The organism is Ruegeria sp. CF8 (assembly GCF_056537285.1).
The window spans coordinates 248,988-267,333 of record NZ_JBQFRG010000003.1 but is presented as its reverse complement, the minus strand read 5'-3'; the positions used below and the strand labels follow the sequence as shown (position 1 = coordinate 267,333).

Below are 18,346 nucleotides of genomic sequence, written 5' to 3'. Positions count from 1 at the left end.
TATCGCCCGAACCGCCGGTACGAGGTAGGCAAGAAATGACCCGCGCGCCTTATTTTCAGGCGCGAAACGGGCAGTGAGGCGGACATGGCGAGTTACGATTACTCGGGGCAGCACAGCCCCGAGCAGATGCATTACCCGAATCAAGCGTATTCTGAGGATGCGTATGATTACCCCGATGATATGCAAGACTATGACGCACCGCGCGGCACGTATGGGCTGGGCCGGATCGTGAATGTTCTTGGCGCGGTCGCGTCCTTGGCGTTGGTCGCGGGTGTTGGCATATGGGGCTATCAACTGGTCATGCGGGATGTGAGCGGCGTGCCCGTGGTGCGTGCAGCCGAAGGCCCGATGCGCATCCAACCGGAAAATCCGGGTGGAACCCCTGCGGATCACCAGGGGCTGGCCGTCAATGCCGTTGCCGCTGAAGGTACCGCTGCAGCCCCCGCAGATCGGCTGATCCTTGCGCCACGACCAGTATCTTTGACGGACGAAGACCTGCCTGGCGGCGACCTGAAGCCAACCCCGGCGCTGCATGTTGTCGAAGAGCCGATCTCAACCCAAGAAGCTGCGCGTCTGCGCCAAAGCGCGGTGGACGCGCTGGTGGCTGAACTGGCGGGTGAGGCGGCCAAGACCCAGCAGGAATTTGAAGACGGGACACAAGTGGCGTCGCTGGCCACGCCCGAGGAAGAACCGGCTATTGATCCCGCCGATTTTGCGGCAGCCTTGCCAGATCCGGCCATTGCCGAGTTGCCGGGGGTTCGCAGGTCATTGCGCCCGGTCAAACGCCCTGCGCGCAGTCAGATCTCACCCAGCGAGACGTCTGAGGGTGCGATCAATGCAGCCGTTAAGGCTGCGGTTGGGCTGGATGTCGATCCCGACACGCTGGCCAAAGGCACGCGTCTGGCGCAGCTTGGGGCCTATGACAGCACTCAGGTGGCGCAGGCTGAATGGGATCGCCTGAGCGGTCGGTTCGGTGAATATATGGATGGTAAACAGCGCGTTATCCAGAAAACCTCAAGCGGCGGTCGAACCTTTTACCGCCTACGCGTTCTGGGATTTGAAGACCTGAGCGACTCGCGCCAGTTCTGTGCCGCGTTGGTCGCGCAAGGGGCTGATTGTATCCCGGTGGCCGTGCGGTGAAATTTGGCGCCACGATCACCGACGCCGAAGGACTGCGTCTGACGCAGGAGGAAAGAGACCTGTTTCGCCAGATGAACCCGTTCGGGTTCATCCTGTTTGCCCGTAACTTAGAAAGTGCTGATCAGGTTCGCGCCCTGTGCGACGACTTCCGCGAGGCGGTCGGGCGCAATTGCCCGATCACGATTGATCAGGAAGGCGGGCGCGTGCAGCGCTTGCGCGCACCTTTGGCCCGCGAATGGCTGCCACCGCTGGATCACGTTGCACGAGCAGGCGATCAGGCCGAACGGGCGATGTATCTGCGCTATCGCTTGATTGCGGACGAACTGTTCAGCCTGGGTATCGACAGCAACTGCGCTCCCATGGTCGACGTGGCGCGGTCTGATACACACGCTTTTCTCAAGAACCGCTGCTATGCTTCTGATCCTGAACAAATTTCCAAGATTGGTCGAGCCGTGGCAAAAGGGCACTTGGACGGGGGCGTTCTGCCTGTGATCAAACACATGCCCGGACACGGCCGCTCCACGCTGGACAGCCACTACGACTTGCCGCATGTCGATCTGTCGTTGGACGAATTGGACAGCAGCGACTTCGCACCGTTCCGTGTACTGAACGATTTGCCAATGGGGATGACCGCGCATCTGGTCTACGATCAGATTGATCCCCAACCAGCCACGATTTCAGCCACCATGATGGGTGTGGTCCGCGACAAGATCGGCTTTGAAGGGCTGATCATGACCGACGATATCGGGATGAAAGCGCTAAGCGGCACTCCGGCTGATGTGTCACGTCAGGCCATTCAGGCGGGCTGTGACGTTGCTTTGCACTGTAACGGTAGTTTTGCAGACCGAGCCGCAGTGATGGAAGCCGCCGGAGAGATGACCGATCAGGCACAAGCCCGCGCAGAACGGGCGCTGGCGATGCGCAAACCTCCGCAGCAACTTGACATCCCTGCCGCCGAAGCGGAACTATCTGCCCTAATGGGCGGGCAGGTATATGAACGATAACCTCTTTAGCGAAGACCCTGTCTCGGTCGCGGATCGTCTTGCGGCCGAAGCACTGATCGTTGACGTCGATGGGTTCGAAGGCCCGCTGGATGTGCTGCTGACCCTGTCGCGGACGCAAAAGGTGGATCTGAGGAAAATCTCGGTTCTGGCACTTGCACAGCAGTACCTGGCTTTTGTCGAAAAGGCCCGCGCGCTTAGGATCGAACTGGCCGCTGACTATCTGGTCATGGCCGCGTGGCTGGCTTTCTTAAAGTCCCGCTTGCTGTTGCCACCTGACCCGGATGACGACGGTCCATCGGGCGAGGAACTGGCCGCGCATCTGGCGTTTCAGCTGGAACGCCTTCAGGCCATGCGTGACGCTGCCGCGCGATTGATGGCGCGCGATCAGTTGGGTCGCGATTTCTTCAAGCGCGGGCAAGGCGAAGATATCACGCGAATCCGGACCGTGACATATTCCGCCACGCTACTGGATCTGATGCAGGGCTATGCCCGTATCCGTACTCGGGACGAATTCCGCCCCTTTGTGATGGATCGCGACTCGGTCTTCACGATGGAACAAGCGCTGGAACGGATGCGCCCGTTGATTGGCTTTGCCGGAGCGTGGACCGACATGGAGACGTACCTGCCGGAGGGCTGGGACGCCGACCCGGTGCGGCGCAGGTCCGCGACGGCGGCAACTTTTGCGGCCTCGTTAGAGCTGGTGAAGGAAGGACATATGGAGATGAAACAGAGCGAGACATTCGCTCCGATCCATCTGCGAAAGAGGACCGAGACACGTGACTGACGCCCCTGAAGAAACCGGTACACTGTTCGAAGCGCCCCCGTTGGCGGAACAGGAACGCATGGTAGAGGCTGTTCTTTTCGCCAGTTCTGAACCGGTAACAATCGCGGATCTGGAAGCCCGGATGCCCCATGGCAGCGACGCGGCGCAAGCGGTTGAATTGCTTCAGAAACGTTATGAAGGCCGCGGCGTGCGCGTGGTGCGTGTGGGCGATGCCTGGGCCATCCGCACAGCGCCTGATTTGGGTTTTCTGATGCAGAAGGAAACGGTCGAAACCCGCAAACTCAGCCGCGCCGCGATCGAAACTCTGGCCATCGTGGCTTATCACCAACCCTGTACACGGGCCGAGATCGAAGAAATCCGTGGCGTTTCGGTGTCGCGCGGAACCATTGACCAACTCTTGGAGATGGAGTGGATCAAACTGGGCCGCCGCCGTATGACGCCGGGCCGTCCTGTGACCTTTGTGGTAACACCAGAATTCCTGGATCATTTTGGTCTGGAAAACGCGCGTGACCTGCCGGGCTTGAAAGAACTTCGGGCGGCGGGGCTTCTCGAAAACCGGCCTCCACCGGGTGCCATTCCGCTGGGTGAAGGGCGCGAGGATGAGGTCGACGAAGATCAGACCGAGCTGTTCGAGGAAGAGTGATAGCGCAGCCCTTTTGTTGCCGCATAAAGCGCCTATCTTTAACCCTGAGGACAGGGAGTTGAGCAATGAATGCAAATCGGATCATTGATATGATCGTGCGTCAGGTCATGCGGCGACAGGTGAACAAAGGCGTGAACAAGGGCATTGATATGGCCAGTCGCATGGGAAATGGCGACGGTTCATCCAAGGGGCCAAAGCACGCCAATTCATCTGATCATGCCCAAAAGCTTAGGCAGGCCGAGAAGATGAGCCGGCAGATGCGCCGGTTCATGAAATTCTAGTGCTTATCCTACAGCCTTGAAGTGCTTGGACAGTTTCAGGCCCTGACCCTGATAGTTTGATGCAATGCCTGCACCGTACAATTGCGTCGGCATGTCGGCCATCTTCTCATAGACGAGACGCCCGACAACTTGCCCGTGCTCCAGCACAAAAGGTGCTTCGTGGCAGCGAACCTCCAAGACACCGCGCGATCCGGCCCCGCCAGCTGCGGCGTGACCGAAGCCCGGATCAAAGAAACCAGCGTAGTGCACCCGGAATTCGCCAACCATTGCCAGATAAGGGGCCATTTCGGCGGCGTACATCGGCGGAATATGCACCGCTTCGCGGCTGACAAGGATATAGAACGCGCCGGGATCAAGGATGATACAACCGTCCTTGGTACGCACTTCCTCCCAATAATCTTGCGGATCGTATTCGCCGATACGATCCAGATCGATAACCCCGGTGTGGGGCTTTGCGCGATAGCCGACCAGATCAGTGTCAGGCAGTTGTAGATCGACCGAGAAGCCGAGACCGTCCTGAATAACAGCAGGTCCATCCACCAGCGGCGACTCGGCGTGCAGAGACTTCAGTTCTGCGTCTGAGAGAACGGCCTGCCCCTGACGGAAGCGAATCTGGTTGAGACGCATGCCGGGGCGCACCAGTACCGAGAACGAGCGCGGGCAGATTTCGGCAAAAAGCGGGCCCGAGTAACCTGCGGGAACCCGGTCAAATTCAGTACCCCCATCGGTGATGGTCCGTGTCAAAAGGTCCAGCCGCCCGGTCGAGCTTTTGGCATTGGCGACAGCGCTCATGTCGTCGGGCAGGGCGAGCGATTCCATCAGCGGCACCAGATAAACGCAGCCCTTTTCCAAAACTGCCCCGTCGGTGATGTCGATGCGGTGCATCTCGAACTCGGCCAATCGATCCGTGACACTGCGGCCTTCACCCGCAAGGAACGAGGCGCGGACGCGGTAAGCAACTGTTCCCAAACGTAAATCAAGGCTGGCTGGTTGAATCTGTGCGGGTAGAACGTGCGGGCTGGCGGTGATCTCGCCGCGCGTGATCATCGCTTCAATCTGCTGGTTTGGGCATACACCTGTCATCTCGATCCCCTCTGGTGCCAGAGCGGGATCTGGCCTGTGTGCCATAAACGTCGGTGTGATTTGGTCGGGCTAGCAGGACTCGAACCTGCGACCTTCCGTCCCCCAGACGGACGCGCTACCAGGCTGCGCCATAGCCCGACGTTGGGGTGTTCATAAAGATTTTCCCGGCAGGGGCAAGAGGAAAACAATGCCTTTTTTCCTAACCCGTCGCCGGTGTCTCGACACGATCCAGCCAGTGGCGCAGGTCTTTTGCAATCGGAGCGATGCGGCGCAGCAGATCGTCGTCAAACTCTGCCCGGTTCCATGCCAACGATGCGATTCCACCCAATAACGGAGCGGCATCAAGCTCAGGCTCTGCGACTGGTTTTGCTTTGGTGGCTGGCGCGGCGTTGATCTGAGCATCCTCTTTCACCAACGGCTCGGATGGTTCGCCCAAATCCATGTGGATCTGTTCCGTGACTGGCACGGTTTTGGGCTCAAACGGCACCACGGTGTCTTCCACCGGTTCAGCCGGGGCAGGGGATTGTTCCTCTAGCGACGGAGACAGCGACGCAACATGCGCCACGCCTTGCTCGCGCAGGATACGCTGAACGCCTTTGATCGTGATTCCGTCTTCGTGGAGCAGTTTTTTGATCCCGCCCAGAAGCCGCATGTCATTGGGGCGGTAATACCGGCGTCCACCCGCCCGTTTTACGGGTTTCACCTGCGTGAACCGGCTTTCCCAGAAACGCAGAACATGGGCCTGTACGCCAAGCCAATCCGCAACTTCACTGATAGTGCGAAACGCGTCGGGAGACTTGCTCATATCCGCGCGACCTCGGGGTTACTTGCGATTCCCGGCAGCGACGCGATCTTTCATCAGATGCGACGGACGAAAGGTCAGCACGCGGCGCGGCTGAATTGGAACTTCTTCACCGGTTTTGGGATTGCGGCCAACGCGGGCGGTCTTGTCACGAACACTGAACGTGCCGAAAGATGAAATCTTGACCTGTTCACCGCGCACCAGAGCGTCAGACATGTGGTTCAGAACGCTTTCAACCAGCTGTGCGCTTTCATTTCGTGAAAGCCCAACCTCGCGAAAGACGGCTTCGCTCAGATCCATTCGAGTCAGTGTTTTATCGCCCATGCCATTTCCCCTGTTGATATCAAAGCATATGGGTATGGCAAATTCGCTGTCAATATCAATGAATTGCGGGCGGCTGTGTAAGCCGGTTTGCGCCGGTCACCAGCGCAGAACAACCGCGCCCCATGCCAGTCCGCCACCAATGGCTTCGGTCACGATCAGGTCGCCAGGCTTGATCTGCCCACGCTGTTTGCCCACCGAAAGGGCCAGCGGAATCGATGCGGCCGAGGTGTTGCCATGATCCTGAACCGTCACCACGACGTTCTCCATAGGCAGGCCCATTTTCTTGGCGGTGCCCTGAATGATGCGGATATTGGCCTGATGTGGCACGATCCAGTTTACGTCCGAGTTCCCCAGCCCCGCACGCTCAAGCGCGGTTTCAGCAGTTTTTGTAAGCTTTTCAACAGCATGCCGGAATACTTGGTTGCCTTGCATGCGCAGATGTCCGGTGGATTGCGTTGATACACCGCCATCGACATACAGCAGATCCTTATAGCGACCGTCCGAGTTCAGATCGGTTGCCAGAATGCCGCGATCTTCCGAGGTGCCGTTGCCTTCCTGAGCTTCCAAAACCAAAGCTCCGGCGCCGTCGCCGAAAAGGACGCAGGTAGAGCGATCCGTCCAGTCCATGATCCGAGAGAACGTCTCGGCACCGATAACCAGCACGCGCTTGGCCTGGCCCGAAACAATCAACGCATTTGCGTTGGAAAGTGCAAAAACGAATCCCGCGCAGACGGCCTGTACGTCAAAGGCAAACCCTTTGGTCATGCCAAGCCGGGCCTGAACCATGGTTGCCGCAGACGGGAAGGTCAGATCAGCGGTCGATGTTGCTACGACGATGGCGTCAATGTCATCCGCGCTCAAATCGGCATCTGCCAAGGCAGCCTCAGCAGCCTTTGTCGCCAGATCCGAGGTCGTTTCGCCCTCGGCTGCGAAATGGCGACGCTCAATACCCGATCGCGTTCGGATCCATTCGTCGGTTGTGTCCAGCGTTTTTTCAAACTCGGAATTGGGAACAATGCGTTCCGGCAAATAATGCCCGACACCTACTACAACTGAACGGCCTGCCATATTGGGGTACTGCCTTTTTGGTTATTTTTCGGTCTGCGGCGCAGCTTGCGCGGCATCTTGTGCAAGCTGGGCTGTGGATGCAACCCGCGCGGCCAATTTTTCGGAAAAGCCAGATTGCGCCAACGTAAAAGCCAGCTTGATTGCAGCCGACACGCCGGTCGCGTCTGCGCCACCATGAGATTTCACCACGGTGCCGTTCAGTCCAAGAAAAACACCACCGTTCACACGCCTTGGGTCGATCCGTTTCTTCAGACGGTTTAGCGACGTGATGGCCAGTATCGAAGCCAGCCGGGACAGCGGAGAATACTTGAAGGCCTGACGCAGCAGGTCGCCAATCAGGCTGGCTGTACCTTCGCCGGTCTTGATCGCAACATTGCCGGTAAACCCGTCCGTGACAATGACATCTGCCTTATCGCCCGGAATGTCGCTGCCTTCGACAAAGCCCACAAATTCGAAATTTGCCTGCTCTGCAAACTCGGTGATCATAGCGTGCGCTTCTTTCAGCTCGGCGCGACCTTTGTGTTCTTCGGTGCCGACATTCAGCAATCCGATCCGAGGCCGGGTCAGCGCCATGCCATTGCGCGCATATGAGGCACCCATCAGGGCATATTGCAGCAAATCCTTGGCGTCGGCGCGGACGTCGGCGCCCACGTCGAGCATCACGTTGAACCCCTGAGGGTTGCGCGAAGGCCACAGAATCGCAATGGCCGGACGGTTCACACCCGGTAGTTTGCGCAGGCGCATCATCGACAATGCCATCAGAGCACCTGTATTGCCGCAAGACACCGCGCCATGTGCTTCGCCCTGACGTACGGCCTCAAGCGTGGACCACATCGAGGTTTGTTTGCCGTTGCGAACAACCTGGCTGGGTTTGTCCTCCATCGTGACGACGTCCGGACAATCACGAAAAACGACGCGCCCTTCAAGGACACGCCGTTTTGCCACTAGCTTTCGCAGTACCTGTTCGGGCCCGTGCAGCAAGAAACCAATATCCGGGTTCTTGTCGGCCGACTTTGCCAGACCTGCAACAACAACTGCGGGACCCTCGTCCCCGCCCATAGCGTCGACCGAGATGGTGATCCGTTCGGCGTGCGTGGGCTGTTCAGTCATGCCTCGGCCAGCGCTCAATCAGGCTTAGGCTGCGTCTTCGTCCAGGTCGATTTCGTCGGCCTGCGCGACGACTTCACGATCATCATAATAGCCGCAAGACGCGCAAACGTGGTGCGGGCGCTTCAGCTCGCCACAGTTCGGGCATTCGTTCGGGTTTGCAGCAACCAGAGCGTCGTGTGCGCGGCGGTTGTTGCGACGCGACTTGGAAACTTTGTTCTGTTGGACGGCCATGGTCTCAACCTTTGTCTACTGAGGGTCAGCAGATTCGCCGCCGACCGGGTTTCATATTTCGTTTTATCGTGGTTTGACGCGCGTTTAGGCGACCAGCCCCGCAATGTCCAACCCAAAATCCGATGAGCGCGCGAAAATACTGCGATTCTCGACATGTTCAAGTGATTTTTCTGACCGCTTGCTATGACAGGAAATCAGACCTCTGTCACTCGTCTTTTTTCAGCGCATCGCGCAATCCCGCCAATCCGGCAAATGGCTTGACGTCTTCGTCGGTCATGGCCTGTTTGCCCGGCTCCGTATAGTCGGCCTGGCCCAATTCTGCCCCGTCTTTGCGCGGATATTGGGGCAATGCCAGCGACAGCGCCTCGACCATGACCAGTGCCGGGTCAATCTCGGGACCCAGCGGCTCGGATTCGTCATCTTCCGGGATCTCGAACTCGGGTTCATCCGGGTCCGTCCAGTCGGCCAAAAAGGTGCGTTGAACCGGGACATCAATACGGGTTGTGACAGGGTCGAGTGTCACGACGCAGGACTGAATGACAGTGGCCCCCAGTTTACCGGTGAGACCCCAGTCGCGCTTGCCCTGGGCACGGACCTCTCCCACAAAGCTGAGCTTACGCAATCCCAGCAATCCCAGATCTTGCCGAATCTCTTCCAATGAAGCGGCAGAAGGGCGCAAATCGAACGAAGTTGGGGCGTTCTGGGGCAGATCTGCCACCCGAAGTGATGTAAGGTTGCTCATTTGTGAGCCTTTCTATGTGTTGAACCGTGGCAGCGGTTTCTGTAATCGGATAGAAGCCGCAAGAGGCCAAGGCAAGAGGGTGCGTATGTTGAAGGTAGTGAACCGGTTGAAACCAGCGACGAAATCGCTTGTGTTTGTTGCCTGTCTGGCTGCGGCCGGGGCGTGTACGCCCATCTTCAAGAATCACGGCTATGTGCCCCCGGCCGAGGAACTGGCAGAAATTAAGGTTGGCGTCGATACGCGTGACAGTGTGGAAGAAGCCATCGGCGCACCGGGCGCATCGGGTGTGGTGCGGGATTCGGGCTATTACTATGTCCGTTCGCGGGTGCGCCACTACGGCCCGAAACGCCCCGAGGTCGTATCGCGCGAACTGGTTGCCATCAGTTTTGATCAACGCGGCGTCGTCAGAAACATCGAGCGTTTTGGCCTGGAAGACGGGATCGTGATTCCCCTGGAACGCCGCGTGACCGATTCCAACGTTCAGGACAAAGGCTTCCTGCGTCAGCTGCTTGGTAATATCGGCAACTTCAACCCGGCAAATATTCCGGGCGCCAACTAATTCGGTCTTCTGACTTGTGAAGGTCACAAGACAGTCACATGTCTTGTGTTAGCGAGGTCATGACGACAACATTGGGTCGGCAACCCCGGAGGGTGAGACCGTGGCGACAACGGTTTTGTTGAGCAAAGGGCGCTATCGCGCCCGATTGGCGCAGTCGGTTGAAGATATCGGCGCCGCACAGGCTTTGCGTACCCAGGCTTTTGGCACTCAGCAGCTGGACAGCGATACGTTCGACGGGCGGTGTTGCCATGTCTTGGTTGAGGATATGCGCACTGACGCAAGGCTTGTCTGTTGTTTCCGGATGATGAGCATGGATCACGGTCGAGAGGTTGGGCGCAGCTACTCGGCGCAGTTTTACGACCTAAGTTCGCTTGAGGATTTCGATGGCAGAATGGTCGAGATGGGACGTTTTTGTATCCACCCCGATTGCAATGACCCCGATATTCTGCGCGTTGCGTGGGGTGCAATGACGGCTTATGTGGATCAGAACAATGTTGAGATGCTGTTTGGATGTTCCTCTTTTGCCGGAACCGAAACCAAACAATATCTGGACGCGTTTGCGATGCTCAAACATCGTCATCTGGCACCAAAACGATGGCTGCCACGGGTGAAAGCACCGGATGTTTTTCGCTTTGCCTCGCGTCTGCGACGCAGGCCGGATCTGAAACAAGCGATGTTGCGGATGCCGCCTTTGTTACGGACCTATCTGATGATGGGCGGCTGGGTCAGTGATCACGCGGTTGTGGATCGCGACATGAACACCCTGCACGTGTTTACTGGGTTGGAAATCCGGGCGATTCCTCCGGCGCGGAAACGTCTGCTGCGGGCGGTGGCCGGGTAGTTTGAGTATTTTCGAAAAGGTGAAGCTGGGGCGTTGACGCAGTGTGACTGCCGGTTTAGCTGGCGGGCATGGCGAGAATTCCTTTGTTGCAGATGTCCGGCATTTCCCTGACCTTCGGGGGCGATCCGGTGTTTTCCGATCTTGATCTGGTTGTCCAACCCGGCGACCGCGTGGCGCTGGTGGGGCGCAACGGGTCGGGCAAATCGACCCTTATGAAAGTGATGGCGGGACTGGTTGAAGCTGATCAGGGTGAGATCGTTGTGCCGCCGGGGAAATCCGTAGGGTATATGGAGCAAGACCCAACGATGGAGGGGTTTGCAACGCTGGGGGACTATGCCTCTAGCGGGTTGGAACCGGGCGAATTGTACAAGGTGGAACGTGCTGGCGAAGGGCTGAAGTTCGATCCTTCTCGCCCTGTTGAAACGGCCTCGGGCGGGGAACGGCGGCGGGCCGCGCTGGCCAAGTTGATGGCTGAAGCACCCGATCTGATGCTGCTGGACGAGCCAACTAACCATTTGGACATTGAAGCCATTGCATGGCTGGAGCGTGAACTTGGCTCAACACGTGCTGCATTCGTATTGATTTCGCACGACAGAGCCTTTTTGCGGGCATTGACGCGGGCGACGCTTTGGATCGATCGAGGGGCCGTCAGACGGCAAGAGCAGGGTTTTGATGCGTTTGAGGCCTGGCGGGACAAGGTCTGGGAAGAAGAAGACCAACAGCGTCACAAATTGAATAGGTTGATCAAATCCGAAGCGAAATGGGCGGTCGAGGGCATCAGCGCCCGGCGTAAACGCAATCAGGGTCGGGTACGAGCCTTGCAGGCGTTGCGGGCTGAAAAGGCGGCGCAGATCAAACGTCAGGGCTCGGCCGCCATGACGCTGGAAGCGGGGCCAAAATCGGGCCGAAAAGTCATTGAAGCCAAAGGCTTAGTCAAGGGGTTCGGCGACAAACAGATTGTTCGGAATTTTGACCTTCTGGTACAGCGCGGTGATCGTGTGGCGTTTGTTGGACCGAACGGGGTCGGCAAGACAACGTTGCTGAAGATGCTGCTGAGGCAGGTGGAGCCGGATGAGGGCTCGGTTTCGTTGGGCACAAACCTTGAGGTCGCTGTGTTCGACCAAACTCGCGCTCAACTGGATCCCGAGATGTCGCTATGGGACAGTCTGACCGGCGACCCCGAGATGCGGGTGTCGGGTAAGGCCGATCAGGTGATGGTCGGCGGGCAGCCCAAGCATGTCGTCAGTTACCTCAAGGAATTCCTGTTTGACGAACGGCAGGCAAGAGCGGCCGTTAAGTCCTTGTCTGGTGGCGAAAAAGCACGGCTGTTGCTGGCGAAGCTGATGGCGAAATCCTCGAACCTTTTGGTGCTGGACGAACCGACCAACGATCTGGATGTCGAAACGCTGGATCTGCTGCAAGAGCTTTTGGACGACTACGACGGCACGGTTCTTCTGGTCAGCCACGACCGGGATTTTCTGGACCGTGTGGCCACGACGACAATTGCGATGGAAGGCAATGGGCGCGCCACGGTTTATGCTGGCGGGTGGTCGGATTACATTGCGCAACGCGGTGATGTGAGCGACAAAAAAGAAGAAAAAGCAAAAGCTTCAAAGCCAAAGGCTAAGCAAGAGGCCAAGCCGAAATCGGGTCTATCTTTCTCGGAAAAGCACAGGTTGGAGAAACTGCCCGCCGAGATTGCGCGCCTGGAGGCAGAGATCGCCAAGCTGGAAGAACTGATGTCTGACCCCGAGCTGTTCACTCGTGAGCCCGTCAAGTTCCAGAAGGCCACCGACGCTCTGGTGGAGCGGCAGGAAAAGCTGTCGGCGGCAGAGGAAGAGTGGCTGATACTCGAAGAAAAGGCAGAAAGCGCTTAGGGCTTCAGACTTCTTGCAGGGTTGCCGACCACGGTCTCTCCGGCGGAAACGTTTTTGGTGACGACGCTGCCTGCACCAATCGTGGCATTGTCGCCGATTGTGATGCCGGGCAACAGGATCGCGCCACCACCGACCCACACATGTTTGCCTATTGTAACCGGCAAGCCGATTTCCAGCCCCTGCGCCCGCCCGGCCGGGTCTTTGGCGTGTTGAGCACAGTAGATCTGGACATGGGGGCCAAACATTGTGTCGTCCCCGATCCTTACCGGAGCTGTGTCCAAGATCACGCAACCGGTGTTGAAATAGACTCGTTTGCCCAGATGGATGTTCATCCCATAGGCGCAATGGAACGGGGCTTCGAGGAAACAGTCTTCACCTGTTTGACCCAGCAAGGCACGCAACTCGGGTGCCATCTCTCCACGCGCGTCGGGTGGGCAATTGTTGTGCGCGTGAACCGCGCGTCTTGCCTGCGCGCGTAAGGCATCAAGTTCCGGGTCCAGACAGCAATACCATTGACCGGACAGCATTTTTTCACGTTCCGACATGGGGCAGGTTTAGCGCATGCGCAGGGCGCCGTCGATGCGGATGACCTCACCATTCAGATAACCCATCTCGACAATGAAACCGGCCAGACGACCGTATTCCTTCGGGTCGCCCAAACGGGGCGGGTTCGGGACGTCAGCGGCGAGCTGTTGTTGTACCTCTTCGGGCAGGCCAGCCAGCATAGGTGTCATGAAGATGCCGGGTGCAATTGTCATGACGCGAATGCCGGTTGAGGCCAGATCTCGGGCCATTGGAAGGGTCATGCCGACGACACCGCCTTTGGACGCTGCGTAGGCCGCCTGACCCTTTTGCCCGTCATAGGCGGCGATAGAGGCGGTGTTGATGATTACGCCCTTTGCGCCATCGGATTCGGGGTCATTCTTGGCCATCTCTGCGGCGGCAAGACGAGACACGTTGAACGTCCCGACCAGATTGATGTCGATGGTGCGCTGAAAGGCATCCAAAGGGTGGGGACCATCTTTGCCGACCGTCTTGATGCCATACGCGATGCCCGCGCAATTTACGGCGACAGTGATCTTGCCCATCTTCTCCAGGCCATGGCGCACGGCGGCGGCCACCGAGGCTTCATCCGTCACATCGGTTTGCGCGAAGTGCCCGCCGATTTCTGCGGCGACCATAGCGCCGCGATCTGCGTCGCGGTCCAGAATGGTCACCTGCGCACCTTCAGAGGCAAAATAGCGGGCCGTCGCTTCGCCGAGGCCTGAAGCGCCGCCAGTGACGAGTGCGGCTGTGGTGGACAGGTGCATGGTGAACTCCTCCCAGAGATATGAACACTTGTTCAATAACTGTTGCGCGGGGGTGGTGTCCACATATTTGATGAAGAGGTTGTCCATTCGGGCTTTGTTCTCGTTCCTGAAGACAAATTAATCCGTCCCTCACGAAAACGCGCCTGTAAGTGAGTGAAGATGTTGGGGCCGTCATGTGTTTTTTCGCCAGGAGGTCCTGATATGGTTATGAGTAAGAAAAAATCCCTGGGCGCTGTTGTTGTCGCGCCTGTTTTTGGTTTGGTGATGATAGGCAGCGCATCTGCTGCGCCCGAAACTTGCACGGGAAAAACAGCCCGCAGCCTTGCGAATGCAGGGGATTATGCGGGGCTGTGCGATTGTGTGCAGGTGACGCCGAGTTTTCTGGACAGGCTTCAGAGACGGTCGGATTTCGAGACAACGTTGGACGTCACCGGCGCGCAATGTCCGGGTCTCGCCGCGCTACTGACGGATTTGCCGACGGCAAGCTTGTCGGGTTCAAGTGCAAACCGTGGCGAAAGCCGGGGATCTGAACCGCTTGGTGAAGCGTTTGCTGATGCGGGAAATCCAGGATCGCCAGGCGGTGGTGAACCCGGAGATGGCGACGGTCCGAGCGATGGTGGCGGTCCCGGTGACAGTGGAGGCCCCGGTGATGGCGGCGGACCCGGAGATGGCGGTGGCCCCGGTGATGGCGGCGGACCCGGAGGTGGCGGCGGACCCGGAGATGGCGGCGGACCGGGTGATGGTGGCGAACCCGGTGACGGCGGCGGCAAAGGCGGCGGCAAGGGAGAAGGTAAAGGCAAAGGCGGCGGCAAAGGCGGCGAAGGTAAAGGTAAAGGCGGTAAAGGCGGCAAAGGCGGCAAAGGCGGCAGCAAAGGCAACAACGGCGGCGGGAATGGCGGTGAAGGCAGCAGCCCGGGCCGGGGCAACAACGCCAACAATGACGAAGGCGGCGATGACCGGAACGGTCGTGGCGGCGGTCGAGGTGGCGGAAAGGGGCTTAGGTAAACAACCCGTCTTACGACGCAACACGGCCACCCGATTGGGTGGCCGTTTTTTTGCTTGGTCTCTTCTGATTGAGGCCGTGTCAGCCGAGCTGAACCAGCGCGTGGCGCTTTTTGCCAGCGCTCAGCTTGATGGGCGATGACAGCGCGCCTGCGTCGATCATCAGCCCTGCATCCGTTAGCGGCGCATCGTCCAGCTTGGCCCCGTTCTCGGCAATCAGGCGCTTGGCCTCTTTGCCGGATTTGGCCAAACCCGATTTGACGATGATCTGCACGATGGACATGCCGTCACCCAGTTCGTCAGCGCTGAGGGTGAGGGTCGGAAGATCTCCGCCAACGCCGCCTTTCTCGAACACTTCACGGGCGGTGGCTTCGGCGGTTGCTGCGGCCTCAGCCCCGTGCAGCAGGGTTGTGACCTCATTGGCCAGACGGATCTTCGCCTCGTTGATCTCTGAGCCTTGCAGCGCGGCCAGACGGTCGCACTCGTCCACCGGCAATTCGGTGAAGATCTTCAGGAACCGGCCCACATCGGCGTCGGTGGTGTTGCGCCAGAATTGCCAGAACTCGTATGAGCTCAGCATGTCGCCATTCAGCCAAACCGCGCCGCCCTGAGATTTACCCATTTTGCGTCCGTCGCTGGTGGTCAGCAGCGGGGTCGTCAGGCCATAGATTTCCTGATCAAGAACGCGGCGGGTCAGGTCGATGCCGTTGACGATGTTGCCCCACTGGTCCGAGCCGCCCATCTGCAAAACGCAGTTATACCGGCGGTTCAGCTCCAGAAAGTCATACGCCTGCAGGATCATGTAGTTGAATTCGAGGAAGCTCAGCGACTGCTCACGATCCAGACGAGATTTCACCGATTCAAACGATAGCATCCGGTTAACCGAGAAATGCCTGCCGATGTCTCGGAGAAAGTCGAGGTAGTTCAGACTGTCCAGCCACTCGGCATTGTTCAGCATAAGCGCGCCGGTTTCGCTGTCATCATAGGACAGGTACTTGGCGAACACCTTTTGCATCCCGGCGATATTGGCGTCGATCTGTTCGGGCCCCAGCAGGGGACGTTCGTCCGAACGGAACGACGGGTCGCCCACCTTGGTGGTGCCGCCGCCCATAAGGGTGATCGGCTTGTGGCCGGTTTTTTGCAGCCAGCGCAGAACCATGATGTTCATCAAATGACCCACATGCAGCGACTGTGCGGTGGCGTCATAGCCAATATATGCTGTTTGCACCCCACTGATCAGCGCGTCGTCAAGGCCCTGATAATCGGTGCAGTCGGCAAGAAAGCCGCGCTCGATCATCGTGGCGATGAAATCCGATTTGGGGTGGTAGGTCATATCGTGCCCTTTGGGTTAATGTTGCGGGGCACTGTATAGGCGGCAGCGCGCAGGAGGAAAAGCCACCTTTTCATCAGTGGGCCAGGTGTCGATCCCGCCACGCGATTTGCGAAAAATGAATGCCGCCTGATGAGAACGCTTGCGTTTTTGTGCAAACAAAAGGCAGTTTGACCGGGCTGCAACCCAGAGGTGAACCCAAAGACCCGGATGTGGCGAAAAGAACAGCCAGATCAGGAGGCAGGCGTGAGCCAGACCATCAGCAAACACGGGGTGATCCGGGCACTGGGCGCAATGTCGGGTACTTCGATGGATGGGGTGGATGCCGCGATGGTCGAAACCGACGGGCACCAGATCATCGGGTTCGGGCAAAGCAGTTATCGAGCCTACACTGACGCTGAACGCGATGTGCTGCGGACGGCGCTGGGGCAATGGCATGGGCCAGATGTCGATGCAGCAGCCGAATTGGTCACTTTTGCGCATGCCGAAGCGCTGTCGGAATTTGAAGAGGTCGACCTGATCGGTTTTCACGGCCAGACCCTGGCGCATGAGCCGCGCGGGCGAGGAACTTTGCAAGTGGGCGACGGTCTGGGACTGGCGCAAGCGTTGGGCCGCCCGGTCGTCTGGGATTTTCGCAGTGATGATGTGGCGATGGGGGGCGAGGGGGCTCCGCTGGCGCCGTTCTTTCATTTTGCCTGCGCCAAGTGGTTCGGCGCGGATCGGCCTTTGTGTTTTCTGAACCTGGGTGGGGTTGGCAATCTGACCTATGTTGATCCGTCCTTTGACGGGCCTGAAGTGCCGGGCGCTTTGCTGGCGTTCGATACCGGGCCTGCCAATGCGCCTGTTGACGATCTGATGCAAGCCCGGCTGGGGCTGGCTATGGACCGGGACGGGGCGCTTGCGCGGGATGGCACCGTCGAAATGGGCGCGTTGGAGCTGTTTCTGGCCGAGCCATACTTTGCCCGGATGCCACCGAAATCATTGGATCGGAATGACTTTTCGGAAATGATCGGTCTGGTGCAGGAATTGAACGATGCGGATGCCGTGGCAACCCTGACCGGGATGTGTGCCGCGGGGGTCGTGCAAGGGATGGAGCATTGCCCAAAACCTCCGTCATGTGTGCTGGTCACCGGCGGCGGGCGACATAATCCGGTTTTGATGGAGATGTTGCGCGTGTCGTTGGACTGCCCGGTCGAACCGGTCGAGGCAGTTGGACTGGATGGCGACATGCTCGAGGCGCAGGCGTTTGCCTATCTGGCGGTGCGCGTGGCGCGGGGCCTGCCGACCTCGTGCCCCGGCACAACCGGTGTTCAGGCACTGGTCGGGGGCGGAGTGGTCAGTTCGGTTTCGATGGATGCGGTAGGGTAGCGTTACCCAAAAACAGTTCAAAAAAACAACTTGTTGTGCGACGGTTACCTCGGACCCATGGATTGAGGGTAAAGTGTTATGGCGACCAAAGCAGAGCTTGAAACAGAATTAGAGAAATTACGGCAGCGCAACGCGGCACTAGAGGCGCGGGTTGAACAGGACCCGAAGCCCAAGGACGCGCCCAAACGCGCCAAGACATCAGATGAAATCCGAAAGTTGCTAGAGGAGCATGGCATTGATCTGAGCAAGGCACAGTCCTTGGGAGAGGACGTGGTCGAGGAGTTCGGCCGCCTGCAAAAGGATTATCCGATTACTGCGTTACTGATTGCGTTTTCGCTGGGATACGTTGTCGGTCGCGCGCAAGGTTAGGAGGGACCCATGAGCAGATTGAGTAGAAATCTGGTGACGATCTATCGGACGGAACGTTTGATCGCCCGGCGCCGTCTGGCCGTGGTTCAACAGCAGACTATTTTGATGGGGATCGCGGGTATTGCTACCCTGTCCGCGTTGGTGCTTGTGAACGTTGCTTTGTTCTTTGCTCTGCAAAACTCCATGTCGCCCGCTTCGGCTGCCGCATTGCTGGCGCTTGCCAATCTTGCGTTTGCCTGTCTGCTGGTCTTGTTCGCGCGACGCAGCAACGCAGAGGACGAAGTCGCCCCGGCGGTTGAAGTTCGCGACATGGCAATTGCAGATATCGAGGATGAGTTGGAAGAGATGGCGACCGAAGCGCGCGAAGTTGTGCAGGCGGTCAAAAGCATCGGAGCGAATCCATTGGGTTCGATGGCGACAGTGTTGGTGCCTTTGATCAGCATGTTGATCAAAAGCCGAAGCGGCGAATAGGGGGCGC

General features: G+C 58.5%; 22 protein-coding genes and 1 tRNA gene. 12 read left to right on the top strand and 11 right to left on the bottom strand.

Annotated elements, in window-relative coordinates:
* The first annotated feature begins 84 nt into the window (after positions 1-84).
* From ACR0EV_RS09220 to ACR0EV_RS09200, 5 genes are all read left to right on the top strand, one after another.
* The gene (locus ACR0EV_RS09220) at positions 85-1,140 is read left to right on the top strand and encodes an SPOR domain-containing protein (protein WP_480799817.1); all 1,056 of its coding nucleotides are present in this window, start codon (positions 85-87) and stop codon (positions 1,138-1,140) included.
* Positions 1,137-2,144: a beta-N-acetylhexosaminidase gene (gene nagZ / locus ACR0EV_RS09215; RefSeq protein WP_480799816.1), complete on the top strand. Its 1,008-nt coding sequence runs from the start codon at positions 1,137-1,139 to the stop codon at positions 2,142-2,144. The genes ACR0EV_RS09220 and nagZ overlap by 4 nt, the downstream gene beginning before the upstream one ends.
* Positions 2,134-2,928 carry a segregation and condensation protein A gene (locus ACR0EV_RS09210; protein WP_480799815.1) on the top strand — a complete coding sequence of 265 codons (795 nt, stop codon included), beginning with the start codon at positions 2,134-2,136 and terminating at the stop codon, positions 2,926-2,928. Before nagZ ends, ACR0EV_RS09210 begins: the two co-directional genes overlap by 11 nt.
* Positions 2,921-3,571, top strand: coding sequence for an SMC-Scp complex subunit ScpB (scpB, locus tag ACR0EV_RS09205; protein ID WP_480799814.1), 651 nt, complete (start codon positions 2,921-2,923; stop codon positions 3,569-3,571). The genes ACR0EV_RS09210 and scpB overlap by 8 nt, the downstream gene beginning before the upstream one ends.
* A gap of 65 nt (positions 3,572-3,636) precedes the next feature.
* A complete protein-coding gene (locus ACR0EV_RS09200) occupies positions 3,637-3,852 on the top strand; it encodes a hypothetical protein (protein WP_480799813.1) in 216 nt (71 codons plus the stop codon).
* A 3-nt stretch (positions 3,853-3,855) separates the two neighbouring features.
* Here ACR0EV_RS09200 and ACR0EV_RS09195 read toward each other — a convergent pair whose 3' ends face one another.
* From ACR0EV_RS09195 to ACR0EV_RS09160, 8 genes are all read right to left on the bottom strand, one after another.
* Positions 3,856-4,935 (bottom strand): 2'-deoxycytidine 5'-triphosphate deaminase, encoded by a 1,080-nt coding sequence (locus tag ACR0EV_RS09195; protein WP_480799812.1) that lies wholly within the window; start codon positions 4,933-4,935, stop codon positions 3,856-3,858.
* A 61-nt stretch (positions 4,936-4,996) separates the two neighbouring features.
* Positions 4,997-5,073: transfer RNA gene (locus ACR0EV_RS09190), tRNA-Pro, on the bottom strand.
* Positions 5,074-5,134: 61 nt separating this feature from the next.
* Positions 5,135-5,740 carry a MerR family transcriptional regulator gene (locus ACR0EV_RS09185; protein WP_480799811.1) on the bottom strand — a complete coding sequence of 202 codons (606 nt, stop codon included), beginning with the start codon at positions 5,738-5,740 and terminating at the stop codon, positions 5,135-5,137.
* Positions 5,741-5,758: 18 nt separating this feature from the next.
* A complete protein-coding gene (gene ihfA, locus ACR0EV_RS09180) occupies positions 5,759-6,061 on the bottom strand; it encodes an integration host factor subunit alpha (protein ID WP_152458234.1) in 303 nt (100 codons plus the stop codon).
* Between the two features lie 96 nt (positions 6,062-6,157).
* A complete protein-coding gene (locus tag ACR0EV_RS09175; RefSeq protein ID WP_480799810.1) occupies positions 6,158-7,129 on the bottom strand; it encodes a beta-ketoacyl-ACP synthase III in 972 nt (323 codons plus the stop codon).
* 21 nt (positions 7,130-7,150) lie between these two features.
* Positions 7,151-8,239: a phosphate acyltransferase PlsX gene (gene plsX, locus ACR0EV_RS09170; protein WP_480799809.1), complete on the bottom strand. Its 1,089-nt coding sequence runs from the start codon at positions 8,237-8,239 to the stop codon at positions 7,151-7,153.
* A 24-nt stretch (positions 8,240-8,263) separates the two neighbouring features.
* The gene (rpmF, locus tag ACR0EV_RS09165; RefSeq protein WP_170570029.1) at positions 8,264-8,470 is read right to left on the bottom strand and encodes a 50S ribosomal protein L32; all 207 of its coding nucleotides are present in this window, start codon (positions 8,468-8,470) and stop codon (positions 8,264-8,266) included.
* 205 nt (positions 8,471-8,675) lie between these two features.
* On the bottom strand, positions 8,676-9,212 hold the full coding sequence (locus ACR0EV_RS09160) for a YceD family protein (RefSeq protein ID WP_480799808.1): 537 nt from the start codon (positions 9,210-9,212) through the stop codon (positions 8,676-8,678).
* Between the two features lie 85 nt (positions 9,213-9,297).
* On the opposite strand from ACR0EV_RS09160, the gene ACR0EV_RS09155 reads away from it, so the two are divergent.
* From ACR0EV_RS09155 to ACR0EV_RS09145, 3 genes are all read left to right on the top strand, one after another.
* Positions 9,298-9,771, top strand: a complete 474-nt coding sequence (locus ACR0EV_RS09155) for an outer membrane protein assembly factor BamE (protein WP_480799807.1) — start codon at positions 9,298-9,300, stop codon at positions 9,769-9,771.
* 100 nt (positions 9,772-9,871) lie between these two features.
* Positions 9,872-10,612: a GNAT family N-acetyltransferase gene (locus ACR0EV_RS09150; protein WP_480799806.1), complete on the top strand. Its 741-nt coding sequence runs from the start codon at positions 9,872-9,874 to the stop codon at positions 10,610-10,612.
* 68 nt (positions 10,613-10,680) lie between these two features.
* Entirely contained in the window at positions 10,681-12,489 is a 1,809-nt protein-coding gene (locus tag ACR0EV_RS09145; protein ID WP_480799805.1) for an ABC-F family ATP-binding cassette domain-containing protein, read from the top strand.
* On the opposite strand, the gene ACR0EV_RS09140 is transcribed toward ACR0EV_RS09145, so the two are convergent.
* The gene (locus ACR0EV_RS09140) at positions 12,486-13,034 is read right to left on the bottom strand and encodes a sugar O-acetyltransferase (protein WP_480799804.1); all 549 of its coding nucleotides are present in this window, start codon (positions 13,032-13,034) and stop codon (positions 12,486-12,488) included. The genes ACR0EV_RS09145 and ACR0EV_RS09140 overlap by 4 nt on opposite strands.
* 9 nt (positions 13,035-13,043) lie before the next feature.
* Complete coding sequence (locus ACR0EV_RS09135) at positions 13,044-13,799, bottom strand: 3-hydroxyacyl-CoA dehydrogenase (protein ID WP_480799803.1); 756 nt, start codon at positions 13,797-13,799, stop codon at positions 13,044-13,046.
* Positions 13,800-14,006: 207 nt separating this feature from the next.
* Between ACR0EV_RS09135 and ACR0EV_RS09130 the strand changes: the two genes are divergently transcribed.
* Positions 14,007-14,804 (top strand): hypothetical protein, encoded by a 798-nt coding sequence (locus ACR0EV_RS09130; protein ID WP_480799802.1) that lies wholly within the window; start codon positions 14,007-14,009, stop codon positions 14,802-14,804.
* 79 nt (positions 14,805-14,883) lie between these two features.
* Here the strand turns inward: ACR0EV_RS09130 and tyrS are convergent, their stop codons facing one another.
* Positions 14,884-16,134, bottom strand: a complete 1,251-nt coding sequence (gene tyrS, locus ACR0EV_RS09125; RefSeq protein ID WP_480799801.1) for a tyrosine--tRNA ligase — start codon at positions 16,132-16,134, stop codon at positions 14,884-14,886.
* Positions 16,135-16,377: 243 nt separating this feature from the next.
* Between tyrS and ACR0EV_RS09120 the strand changes: the two genes are divergently transcribed.
* The 3 genes from ACR0EV_RS09120 to ACR0EV_RS09110 all read left to right on the top strand — a co-directional run bounded on the left by ACR0EV_RS09120 (position 16,378) and on the right by ACR0EV_RS09110 (position 18,339).
* Entirely contained in the window at positions 16,378-17,499 is a 1,122-nt protein-coding gene (locus ACR0EV_RS09120) for an anhydro-N-acetylmuramic acid kinase (protein ID WP_480799800.1), read from the top strand.
* Positions 17,500-17,577: 78 nt separating this feature from the next.
* Entirely contained in the window at positions 17,578-17,868 is a 291-nt protein-coding gene (locus ACR0EV_RS09115) for a hypothetical protein (protein WP_480799799.1), read from the top strand.
* Positions 17,869-17,877: 9 nt separating this feature from the next.
* A complete protein-coding gene (locus ACR0EV_RS09110; protein ID WP_480799798.1) occupies positions 17,878-18,339 on the top strand; it encodes a hypothetical protein in 462 nt (153 codons plus the stop codon).
* Positions 18,340-18,346 lie beyond the last annotated feature (7 nt).

Bases quoted from the DNA above. Each gene is read 5' to 3' on its own strand.
- ACR0EV_RS09220 (WP_480799817.1), top strand. From the start codon at position 85: ATGGCGAGTTACGATTACTCGGGGCAGCACAGCCCCGAGCAGATGCAT.
- ACR0EV_RS09210 (WP_480799815.1), top strand. From the start codon at position 2,134: ATGAACGATAACCTCTTTAGCGAAGACCCTGTCTCGGTCGCGGATCGT.
- ACR0EV_RS09200 (WP_480799813.1), top strand. From the start codon at position 3,637: ATGAATGCAAATCGGATCATTGATATGATCGTGCGTCAGGTCATGCGG.
- ACR0EV_RS09195 (WP_480799812.1), bottom strand. From the start codon at position 4,935: ATGACAGGTGTATGCCCAAACCAGCAGATTGAAGCGATGATCACGCGC.
- ACR0EV_RS09185 (WP_480799811.1), bottom strand. From the start codon at position 5,740: ATGAGCAAGTCTCCCGACGCGTTTCGCACTATCAGTGAAGTTGCGGAT.
- ihfA (WP_152458234.1), bottom strand. From the start codon at position 6,061: ATGGGCGATAAAACACTGACTCGAATGGATCTGAGCGAAGCCGTCTTT.
- ACR0EV_RS09175 (WP_480799810.1), bottom strand. From the start codon at position 7,129: ATGGCAGGCCGTTCAGTTGTAGTAGGTGTCGGGCATTATTTGCCGGAA.
- plsX (WP_480799809.1), bottom strand. From the start codon at position 8,239: ATGACTGAACAGCCCACGCACGCCGAACGGATCACCATCTCGGTCGAC.
- rpmF (WP_170570029.1), bottom strand. From the start codon at position 8,470: ATGGCCGTCCAACAGAACAAAGTTTCCAAGTCGCGTCGCAACAACCGC.
- ACR0EV_RS09160 (WP_480799808.1), bottom strand. From the start codon at position 9,212: ATGAGCAACCTTACATCACTTCGGGTGGCAGATCTGCCCCAGAACGCC.
- ACR0EV_RS09155 (WP_480799807.1), top strand. From the start codon at position 9,298: ATGTTGAAGGTAGTGAACCGGTTGAAACCAGCGACGAAATCGCTTGTG.
- ACR0EV_RS09145 (WP_480799805.1), top strand. From the start codon at position 10,681: ATGGCGAGAATTCCTTTGTTGCAGATGTCCGGCATTTCCCTGACCTTC.
- ACR0EV_RS09140 (WP_480799804.1), bottom strand. From the start codon at position 13,034: ATGTCGGAACGTGAAAAAATGCTGTCCGGTCAATGGTATTGCTGTCTG.
- ACR0EV_RS09135 (WP_480799803.1), bottom strand. From the start codon at position 13,799: ATGCACCTGTCCACCACAGCCGCACTCGTCACTGGCGGCGCTTCAGGC.
- ACR0EV_RS09130 (WP_480799802.1), top strand. From the start codon at position 14,007: ATGAGTAAGAAAAAATCCCTGGGCGCTGTTGTTGTCGCGCCTGTTTTT.
- tyrS (WP_480799801.1), bottom strand. From the start codon at position 16,134: ATGACCTACCACCCCAAATCGGATTTCATCGCCACGATGATCGAGCGC.
- ACR0EV_RS09115 (WP_480799799.1), top strand. From the start codon at position 17,578: ATGGCGACCAAAGCAGAGCTTGAAACAGAATTAGAGAAATTACGGCAG.
- ACR0EV_RS09110 (WP_480799798.1), top strand. From the start codon at position 17,878: ATGAGCAGATTGAGTAGAAATCTGGTGACGATCTATCGGACGGAACGT.